Source organism: Mycobacterium sp., assembly GCF_050700595.1.
In the GTDB taxonomy this organism is placed as follows: domain Bacteria; phylum Actinomycetota; class Actinomycetes; order Mycobacteriales; family Mycobacteriaceae; genus Mycobacterium.
On record NZ_JBOHHI010000152.1, the window covers coordinates 1 to 8,716 of the forward strand.

Here is an 8,716-nt window from a genome sequence, read left to right on the forward strand (position 1 = left end):
GAGGCTGAGGTCGCCGCGACGCAGCAGCGCCATCGCGCGCTCGATGCGTCGCGTCATCAGGTAGCTGTACGGCGACTCGCCATAGGCCAGCCGGAACCGGCGGCTGAGGTGCCCGGCCGACATGTGCGCGCCGAGGGCGAGCGCCTCGACATCCAGCGGCTGCGCGTACTCCCGGTCGATGCGGTCGCGGACGCGGCGCAGCCGTGCGAGGTCGCAGGTGCTGCGCTCTGGGGGTCTGCTGGCCACCTGCGCGATCGTGCCACGTCGCAGCCGAGTTGCCCAGCGCCGTCGGCATCCCACCCCATGCCGCGCCGCTGGGCGCCCGCGTTCTGTTGGGGTGAGCCCCGCCGCCTGCGGTAGGCTTTCGACCTGCCGCCGGTGGAAGCCGGACGAGCACCGGGCTGTGGCGCAGTTTGGTAGCGCACTTGACTGGGGGTCAAGTGGTCGCAGGTTCAAATCCTGTCAGCCCGACCAGAGTTTCCGCAGGTAGACGCTGTATCGGCGGGCTGTGGACATGCCCGAAGTGGTACCCGCTAGGGGTGTATACAGCAACGGATGCAGCAACCCGCTCGCATTTCCCCTCGAACAGCCGTTTCATAGTCCGAGCGCCCCGCTCAAGCGTTCGACGGCGGCGCGGGCCGTGTCGTCGGACGTGTGCCCGTAGATATCGCCAGTGATGCTGATTGAGCTGTGCCCAAGCAGATCGGCGACGGCCTTAATGTGCACGCCGGACTCCAGCCAGCGCACAGCCGCGGAGTGTCGCAGGGCGTGCACGTCGTCGCACTCGACGCCGGCGGCCTTGGCGGCAACCTCCATCACGCGGAGGAAGTTGCGCGGGTCGACCGGGGCGCCCAGCTCGGTCGTGAACACCAGCCCTGAGTCCTGCCACTGGTTAGCCGCCCGCAGCCGCTCGGCGGCCTGGGCCGCCTTGTGCTTGCGCAGCATCGCCACTATCGCGGGGGAGAGCGGCACGGTACGCCGCGCCCGCTCGGACTTCGGCTCGGAGATCACCAGCCGATCGCCGATGCGCCCGAGGGTCTTACGGACCTTCAGCCAGCCCTCGTCCAGATTGAGCACGTCGGTGTCCCAGCGAAGCGCCAGACATTCGCCTTTCCGCAATCCGGTGGCGGCGATGAGCGCCAGTGCGGGGTAGTACCGGGAGCCCTCAGCGGCCTTGAGAACCTTCGCGACCTCATCGGCGTCCAGATGCCTTGCCTCGTGCCGTTCGATGCCTGGCCGCTTCACCAGTGCCGCGGGATTGCGCGCCAGCAGCCCGTCCCGTACCGCGCCGTCGAGGCCGGCTCGCAGAACCGTGTACACCTGGCGGACGGTGCTGTCCGAGAACGCCCGCACCGGATCGGCACCCTTTGTCTTGGCTGGTTTCGTCTTGGCGCGCATGGACAGGATCAGGGCGTCAATGTCGCTTGGCTTCAGCCTGTCGAGCCGGATCGCGCCGAACGGTGCTGGCTCCAAGTGCTTCTGACACAGCCGCGCATACAGCGCCCGCGTCGATTCCTTGCGATCCGATGCCGCCAGCGTGGTCACCCGCCACTGTGCTAGCCAGTCACCGATCGTGCGCGTGGCGTCCCGCACCGGCGCGCCGGCCTCGAGCCGGTCGCGCGCCCTCTTGAGCTTGTCCCGGACATCCTGGCGGGTGCGGCCGTAGACGGTGTGCCGGTGGGTCTTGCCGTCGTCGCCGGAGTAGGTGATCGCACCCTCGTAGCGGACCAGCTTGCCGTCGCGCATCCGCTTGTAGATGCTGCCCTCACCGTTCGCGTTCTTCGCCATCTCGCTACGCCTTCTTCTTCCCTTGTGTGGTGGGCGGCAGGAACCCGCGCTCACGCGCACGCCGCACGTACTCATGCGCCATCCGCTGCTTGACCCCGAATGTCCGTGCCACCGCCTCGGCCGGTGCCTTATCGAAGTTGGCGCGGTAGACCTCGGCGACCTGGCGCAGCAGCTCGGTGTTGACATGTCGCCGACCCGCCCGAAGGTCGTACAGAAAACCGCGGATTACCCGCTGTTGTTCGGTGCCGATCATGGCGGGTATGGCCATTCCGGGCTTGTCGCGCCACACGTCACGTAGTTCGACAACCCACGTTCCGTACGCCACGTCGACAAGGTACGCGACCTCGACTGCGCGGAGGTGCTTCTGGCGTATCTCGCTCTGACTTCCCCTTGCGCGCCAACCTAATTCGACCACCCTGGGCACGTCGTCGCGCAACTCAACCCGGCAGTAAAAGTCGGGCTCGTCGCGGCCGTCAAGTTCAAACTCAACAAATGCCGGCAGAAACCTCCCAGATGGACTCCACTGGCCCTCAGCCAAAGGCGTCCCGTCCATGCCGAACGCCATGTAGTCGCCCGAGACCCGGAAACGTAAACCGTCGTCCTCGACTGTCTCGGGCTCATCGCTGACGCGATGGCGATGGCCTGCCATCAGCTGAAACCTCCATCACGGTACGACGGTGCAATGTTGTAACTCTGCACTTAACTCTGCACTCTATCAACCATGATGATCAACGCAAATGCAGCCGAAGCAATCTCAGCGGAGTATCTAACGGCTCCACTGTTGGAGCAGATGACCGGCACACCGGCCTCGACGTGGAGGTACTGGGCACATATCGGCCAGGGACCGCCGAGCTTCAAGCTCGGACGCCGCCGGGTATGGAAGCGTTCGGCCGTGCTGGCGTGGCTCGAAACCCAAGAGGCAGCGTCGGTGTGAGCCCGCCGGAACAAGAAAGCCGCCCCGGCGGCTACACCGAGACGGCCCACGAGCCCGCGTCAAGAGCTAGCAATCAGTCTACCCGAGACCGCCCACATGACGGCTACGCGGCGCCGACACCCGAGGACCGGGCCGGCGGCTTCCTTGAACGCCTCGCCGCACGGGAAGCCCGGGAATCCGCAGCTGGCGGGATGGCCGGTGTGAGTATCACTACCGCATATGAGCGGCTGCGTGCCGCGTTGGAAAACCACGGCAGCCACGTCAAGGAGTCCCGGCACGGCCAACTGGTGGCGCAGTGCCCCGCCCCCGCCCACGATGACCGCAACCCGTCGCTCAGCCTGCGGGCCATCGAAGGCTCAGTGTTGGTGCATTGCTTCGCCGGCTGCGACACCGACGACATTCTCGCTGCGGTCAACCTCACGAAGGCCGACTTATACGACGACCGGCGTGGCGTGACGTACACCTACCCCGATGGCCGCCTGGTACACCGCAGCCGCGGCAAACGATTCCGCCAGTCAGGGAACACCAAGGGCCGCAGTCTCTACCACGCCGACCGGATCGGCGACGCCCAGACCGTCTATGTCTGCGAAGGCGAAAAAGATGTCCACGCTGCCGAATCGGTCGACGCAGTCGCGGTCTGCCCGGCGATGGGCGCCGGCAAGGCCCATAAGTTCGACTGGGAACCGCTACGCGACAAGGACGTGCACATCGTCGCCGACCGTGACGAGCCCGGCCGCAAGCATGCCGCCAATGTGGCGCGTCTGCTCGACGGCACGGCGTCCTCGGTCCGTGTTGTCGAAGCAGCGGTCGGGAAAGACGTGGCCGACCACATCGCCGCCGGCAAAACACTCGACGAACTGGTGCCCGCCGACCACACACAAGCCGAGAGCATGCCACGCCTATGGCCTGCCACCAACCTAAAGCCCGCGGAGCAACCGCGCTGGCTCGCGAAGGGGAGGCTGCCACGCGGAGCGATAAGCCTGCTGGTCGGCGACGAAGGTATCGGTAAGTCGCTGCTGTGGGTATGGATCATTGCCGCCGTCACCACCGGCAAACCGTTGCCCGAGTTTGGCATCCCCAGCGGCGACCCCGCGCACGTCATTCTGGTGTGCACCGAAGACGATTGGACCACCACCGTGCGGCCGCGGCTGGAAGTGGCCGGCGCGGACCTGGCGATGGTGCACGTGATCTGCACCGAGGATGACGGCAGCGGAGCGCCGATCTTCCCGCGGGATCTGTGGCTGATCGCCGAAGCCGACCCGGCACCGGCGATGGTGGTAGTGGATGCCTGGCTAGACACCGTGCCCGCCATGCTCTCGGTGCGTGATCCCCAGCAGGCCCGTCAAGCCCTGCACCCGTGGAAAGAAATTGCCAACACTACCGACGCGGCCGTGCTGTTGCTGTGTCACACCAACCGGGTGGCGTCGGCGAACGCCCGGGACCGCTACGGCGCCACCGGCGAGTTGCGCAAGAAAGCGCGCATGACGCTCTACGCCCAATCTGACAACGAGGGCCGGCTCGTGGTCGGTCCCGAGAAGATGAACACGGCCGCGCCGATCCCGGCGTCGACATTCACCATCACCGGAGTGCAGCACTTCCCGCCCACGCCCGACAGCGACGGCACCGTGCCGCTGCTGGTCTACGCCGGTGACTCCGAGCGCACCGCGCGGGAGCACATCGTCGACAACTTCACCGGCGATGGACAGCGCGACCGCGCCGAGGTCGACGAGTGGCTATCGGAGTTCCTGGGCACCGGCAGCCAGAAGGCCAACGATGTGTACTCGGCTGCCGACGCGGCCGGATTCTCGAAAGATCAGGCCAAGCGAGCAAAGAAGCGACTAGGTATCGAAGCGCGCCGGCCCGGCGGTGAAGGGCCGTGGTTCTGGTCGCTGCCTAGGGAGCGCCTGGGGAGCAGGACCGACTCGATTGCTCAGAAGGTGCTCCCTAGCTCCCTAGCTGCTCCCTTGCAGGTCAGTGACAGTGCGGCCAGGGAGCAATCCGAGGCCAGGGAGCAAGGGAGCAAGCAACAGCTCAGGCGCGCTCCCTAGCCCTGTTGCGCCCGTTTCGGCAGTCGATCCCACGTCAGTCCCCGGCGGCATCACCGCGTCGACGCCCGGTGTCACCGATCGCGTCAAGGACTGCCTCGGTAAAGCGCGCAAAGGTCAACCCGTGGATGGCAACGGCCGTCCACCGATGTGTCCCGGCTGCGGCACCTACTTCCTCGCGCACGGCCACCACCGCGGCGACTGCACCGCCAGCAAAGAGGAGGCCACGCTATGACTACCACCCCACCAGCCGAACGCTGGCGCTCCTCCCGGCCGGACACGAACCCAGCGCATGCACCTGTGACCATCGTGGCTGTGACCCAGCATGACTCGAAAACCATTGCACCGCAAGGTAATCTACTATCCGAAAAGGATTGCTACGCAAAGCATTGCGTACCATGAACCATCGACAAAACCGCAGGTCTGGGGGGCTTGTCAATCCCTCCGCGATGGCTTCACGCACGACCCTGCGGTCCGACTCTAAGCGCGTCTCAGCGCGTCTATTTAAATCTGGACGAGATCCAGCCGGGTTGTGCCAGAACGGTTTTCAGCAGCGGCACGCTGCGGATTATGTTGCAACACAAGCACATTCAGCAAAAGGAGAAGCAAATGGACAAAACGTTTAAGCCGCCCCGGCCACTCGACCCGGTGGCCAGATCGGTGTGGGACCGTCAGTCGCACCGGTTGTACCGGGAGGGCCGCTGGCCCGGCATTGACCAGGACTTACTCTGCCTGTTCAGCGAGACCACGGCGATGTACCTGAAGCTGAAGGCGGACATCGACCAGCGGGGGATGCTGGTGAAAGGCCGCGGAGATGTCGTCGTCAGACATCCGGGCCTAACCCCGCTGGCGCAGGCCCGGGCCGACATGCTGCGCCTGGCGAAGGGCATCCCGTTGGCGGTGCCCGTGACGGCAGCTGATGGGTTCGGCGCGGAGGTGGACGCTTTGATTGAGGAGATGGGCCGGTGATGTTGTCGGTTGCGGAGTACGCGGCTCAGATCCGTGATTGGGCCATCTTCGACAAGGAGTACCGCCAGCACAACGGTGAGCCGCCGGTCGATCCGAACGTGGTGTTCGACTTCTCCCGCGTCGCCGCGGTGTGGGAGCGGCTGCGATGGGACATGCACACCAAGGGCGCGTCGCCCGGTGACCGTAACAGGCTCAACGAGCTCACCGACAAACTGCAGCGTTTAGCAACCCAGCTCGGGTTAGGCAAGGTTGATCCGGATAGTTTCCTGCCGGGAGATCCCGCCCGACTCCTGGCCCAAGGACCAGGCAACACGATCGAGCCGTGGTTCGAGCATTGCATGTACGCGCCTAGGGGCTGGTGATGCTCACCGACCCGAACAGTCCCTGCTACATCGACCCCGCCCGCGCCGAGGGGGCGTCCCTGTACGGGCTGACCCGGCTGCAGGTCGACGAGGACGGCCTATACGAGCGGGCCGCGAGCTGGAGGACCTGAATTGTGTTGCCATGCCCTTCGGTTTTTGAGCCGATTCAGTGAGGCCCGTCGGTGGCTGGCGCAGGCGGGGTCTCAAATAATGCTGGATCGGCGAACAATGCTGGATCGGCCACGATGACACCGGGCGGCACGTCGCCTGTCCGTGTCGCCACAACGGGGGTCCGCCACACCGTTCCTTGATTGCCGCATTCATTGGTGAGAGCGGTCCTGGTCACAACGCCTCGGAGCGTGCCGTCGGGCTGCGGCTCCCATGACCAACTATTCGTCTCGGTGTCGGAGGTTGTTCCGTTTGTTGCGGGGCATTGGGCTGGTGGCTGAAGGTAGGGCGTGTCCTGCCAGTGACCGTCGGCGAAATGGAGCACGTCTGGAACACCGGTGGCCTCTTGGTGGTTGGTGTCGGCCAGCTTGGACCCTGTGGCAACGCATCCCGTGACTGCGCACAATGAACGAAACGCCCACCAACGTGTCTCGGTGGTGCGGGGGCCGGTTGTTGGGGCGCCGTTGGCCGTCTGCTTTGCATAGTCGTAGTCCACACGGAAGGTGCCGTCGAGTACCGGACCCCCAGCGACTAGGTCTGGGGTGCTGGCGATCGGGGAGGCCGTCACCATCGCCGGATCGGCCACGGTGACGCCGGACGGCACATCCCCTGTCCGTGTCGCCACCAAGGGGGTCTGGAACACCGTTCCCTGGAACGCGCATTCGTTGGTGAGAACGGTCATGGTCTGAACGCCGCGGAAAGCGCCATCGGGCCGTGGCTCCAATGACCACGTAATACTGTCGGTGCTTACGCCTGCTGTGACTGTTCCGTTTGCTCCCAGGCACTGCGGCTGGTGCGGGGATTGGTCCTGCTTAGGCGCGGCCTGCCAGTGACCGTCGACGAAATGGAACTCGGCTGTATCAGCTGGTGTGCGCGCTGCTTGGTGGTTGTCGTTGTCCAGCCTGGTCCCGGTGGCGACGCATCCCGTGGCTGTGCACGTTGAACGAAACGCCCACCAAGTAGTCCAGCTTTCGGTTTTGGATTGGGGGTCGGGGGCGCCGTTTTGCGTTTGCTTTGCAAAGTCATAGTCCAGGCGATAGGTGCCGTCGAGTACGGGACCCGCAACGGCTGGGGCGGGGGTGGTGGTTGCTGGGGTGGAGGTTGTGTGCTTCTTCGGCTGGATCATGTAACCGATGACGCCGATGACGCTGAACACCACCACCGCGATCGCCGCCCCGAGGAGGACCCGGGGGCGCCTGCGCCGCTTCTCCTTCGCCGTGGGCGGTGCCAGCTCAGCGCCCGATGGTGGGCTTTCCGCGCTGTGTCGTCCGAACTGCGCGGATCCGCCAGGCGGTCTGCCCACCGCGACTTGAGTCTCGGACCCTCCGGTAGGGGCGGCGACGGTTATGCCAGCCTCGGTGCTGCGATCACTGATCGAGTCGACGGCAGCCCGCTCCCTGAGGGCCGTGGCGAACTCACGGCACCGGCGGAACCGGTCGGCGGGATCCTTGGCCAATGCAGTTGACAACACCTGATCAAGATGGGCCAACTCCCGGCGCCGATCACTGAGCTTCGGCGGTGCCGCGTTGAGGTGCTTACCGATGACAACAGCTGGGTTGGAATGCTGATACGGCGGCACACCAGTGAGTAGGTGAAACGCGGTGGCGGCCAGCGCATACTGGTCGGCGCGGCCGTCGAGTTCCTCACCCATCAACTGTTCGGGTGCGGCGTAGGCGACCGTGCCCACGGTCATGTTGGTGGCGGTCAGGCCGCTGACCTCGCCGTGTTGGCGGGCGATACCGAAGTCGGCCAACAAGATCCGCCGTTCGCCGTCTTCTGGATTTGCGAGCAAGATGTTGGCGGGTTTGACGTCGCGATGCAACAGTCCCCGCTGGTGGGCGTAGTCGAGTGCCCCGGCTACCGCGGTGACGATGGCGCAGACGTCAGCTGCCGGCATCCCGTCCGGGTACTGGGCCTTCATCAATTGGCCTGCGTCGGCACCTTCGACGTAGTCCATCGCGATCCACAGTTGGTCATCGAACTCGCCGCGGTCATGCACCTGGACAATATTTGGGTGCCACAGCGCTGCGGCGAGATCGGCTTCACGATGGAATCTCTCGCGGAATTCGCTATCCGCTGTCATCGCCTGGGGAAGGATTTTCAAAGCGTCGCGACGCGGCAGCCGGGGGTGTTGAGCAAGGTAGACCTCGCCCATCCCTCCGGAACCCAGCAGCCGCAGGATGGTGTACCCAGCGAAAATCGCGCCGCTCGTCAACGGCATGCCGGGATCGTATGCCCGTCGCGGCGGCCGACGTGATGGTTTTTATCGTTTGCGCTGATGCTCGGCGTGCACGTACATGTCACGGCGTGACAGTTCATCCTCAGTGATCCCGAGGCAATTGCACATCGGTCTGAGCGTCCGACCGCACTAGAGTTACGCTCTCCGCCTGGAGGGTGTTTCCGCATGTCGAGTGCGCTAGATAAGTGGGGAGTCGAGCGCTGCGCAGCGC

General features: G+C 65.2%; 8 protein-coding genes, 1 tRNA gene and 1 pseudogene. 5 read left to right on the forward strand and 5 right to left on the reverse strand.

The genetic code is table 11. The features are described 5' to 3' along the window. Positions 1-246, reverse strand: a 246-nt coding sequence (locus tag ACRDTL_RS14085) for a helix-turn-helix domain-containing protein (protein ID WP_431507321.1), incomplete at its 3' end; no start/stop codon positions are given. 151 nt (positions 247-397) lie between these two features. Between ACRDTL_RS14085 and ACRDTL_RS14090 the strand changes: the two genes are divergently transcribed. Further along, a tRNA-Pro gene (locus tag ACRDTL_RS14090) sits at positions 398-474 on the forward strand. A gap of 120 nt (positions 475-594) precedes the next feature. Here ACRDTL_RS14090 and ACRDTL_RS14095 read toward each other — a convergent pair. Next, positions 595-1,788, reverse strand: coding sequence for a tyrosine-type recombinase/integrase (locus tag ACRDTL_RS14095; protein ID WP_431507322.1), 1,194 nt, complete (start codon positions 1,786-1,788; stop codon positions 595-597). A gap of 4 nt (positions 1,789-1,792) precedes the next feature. Next, entirely contained in the window at positions 1,793-2,437 is a 645-nt protein-coding gene (locus ACRDTL_RS14100; protein ID WP_431507323.1) for a hypothetical protein, read from the reverse strand. Between the two features lie 72 nt (positions 2,438-2,509). Between ACRDTL_RS14100 and ACRDTL_RS14105 the strand changes: the two genes are divergently transcribed. Together ACRDTL_RS14105 and ACRDTL_RS14110 are read left to right on the forward strand one after the other, a co-directional pair. Beyond that, positions 2,510-2,722 (forward strand): helix-turn-helix transcriptional regulator, encoded by a 213-nt coding sequence (locus tag ACRDTL_RS14105; protein WP_431507324.1) that lies wholly within the window; start codon positions 2,510-2,512, stop codon positions 2,720-2,722. A 200-nt stretch (positions 2,723-2,922) separates the two neighbouring features. Continuing rightward, on the forward strand, positions 2,923-4,770 hold the full coding sequence (locus tag ACRDTL_RS14110; protein WP_431507325.1) for an AAA family ATPase: 1,848 nt from the start codon (positions 2,923-2,925) through the stop codon (positions 4,768-4,770). Between the two features lie 34 nt (positions 4,771-4,804). On the opposite strand, the gene ACRDTL_RS14115 is transcribed toward ACRDTL_RS14110, so the two are convergent. Next, positions 4,805-4,951 (reverse strand): hypothetical protein, encoded by a 147-nt coding sequence (locus ACRDTL_RS14115; protein WP_431507326.1) that lies wholly within the window; start codon positions 4,949-4,951, stop codon positions 4,805-4,807. A 425-nt stretch (positions 4,952-5,376) separates the two neighbouring features. Between ACRDTL_RS14115 and ACRDTL_RS14120 the strand changes: the two genes are divergently transcribed. Both ACRDTL_RS14120 and ACRDTL_RS14125 read left to right on the forward strand, forming a co-directional pair. Beyond that, positions 5,377-5,736, forward strand: coding sequence for a P27 family phage terminase small subunit (locus ACRDTL_RS14120; RefSeq protein WP_431507327.1), 360 nt, complete (start codon positions 5,377-5,379; stop codon positions 5,734-5,736). Beyond that, positions 5,733-6,098 (forward strand): hypothetical protein, encoded by a 366-nt coding sequence (locus tag ACRDTL_RS14125; RefSeq protein ID WP_431507328.1) that lies wholly within the window; start codon positions 5,733-5,735, stop codon positions 6,096-6,098. Before ACRDTL_RS14120 ends, ACRDTL_RS14125 begins: the two co-directional genes overlap by 4 nt. Positions 6,099-7,749: 1,651 nt before the next feature. On the opposite strand, the pseudogene ACRDTL_RS14130 reads toward ACRDTL_RS14125, so the two are convergent. Next, positions 7,750-8,487: pseudogene (locus tag ACRDTL_RS14130) on the reverse strand (serine/threonine-protein kinase); the annotation flags it as partial. Positions 8,488-8,716: the final 229 nt, after the last annotated feature.

Coding starts and splice junctions, on each gene's coding strand:
- ACRDTL_RS14095 (WP_431507322.1), bottom strand. CDS start 1,788: ATGGCGAAGAACGCGAACGGTGAGGGCAGCATCTACAAGCGGATGCGC.
- ACRDTL_RS14100 (WP_431507323.1), bottom strand. CDS start 2,437: ATGGCAGGCCATCGCCATCGCGTCAGCGATGAGCCCGAGACAGTCGAG.
- ACRDTL_RS14105 (WP_431507324.1), top strand. CDS start 2,510: ATGATGATCAACGCAAATGCAGCCGAAGCAATCTCAGCGGAGTATCTA.
- ACRDTL_RS14120 (WP_431507327.1), top strand. CDS start 5,377: ATGGACAAAACGTTTAAGCCGCCCCGGCCACTCGACCCGGTGGCCAGA.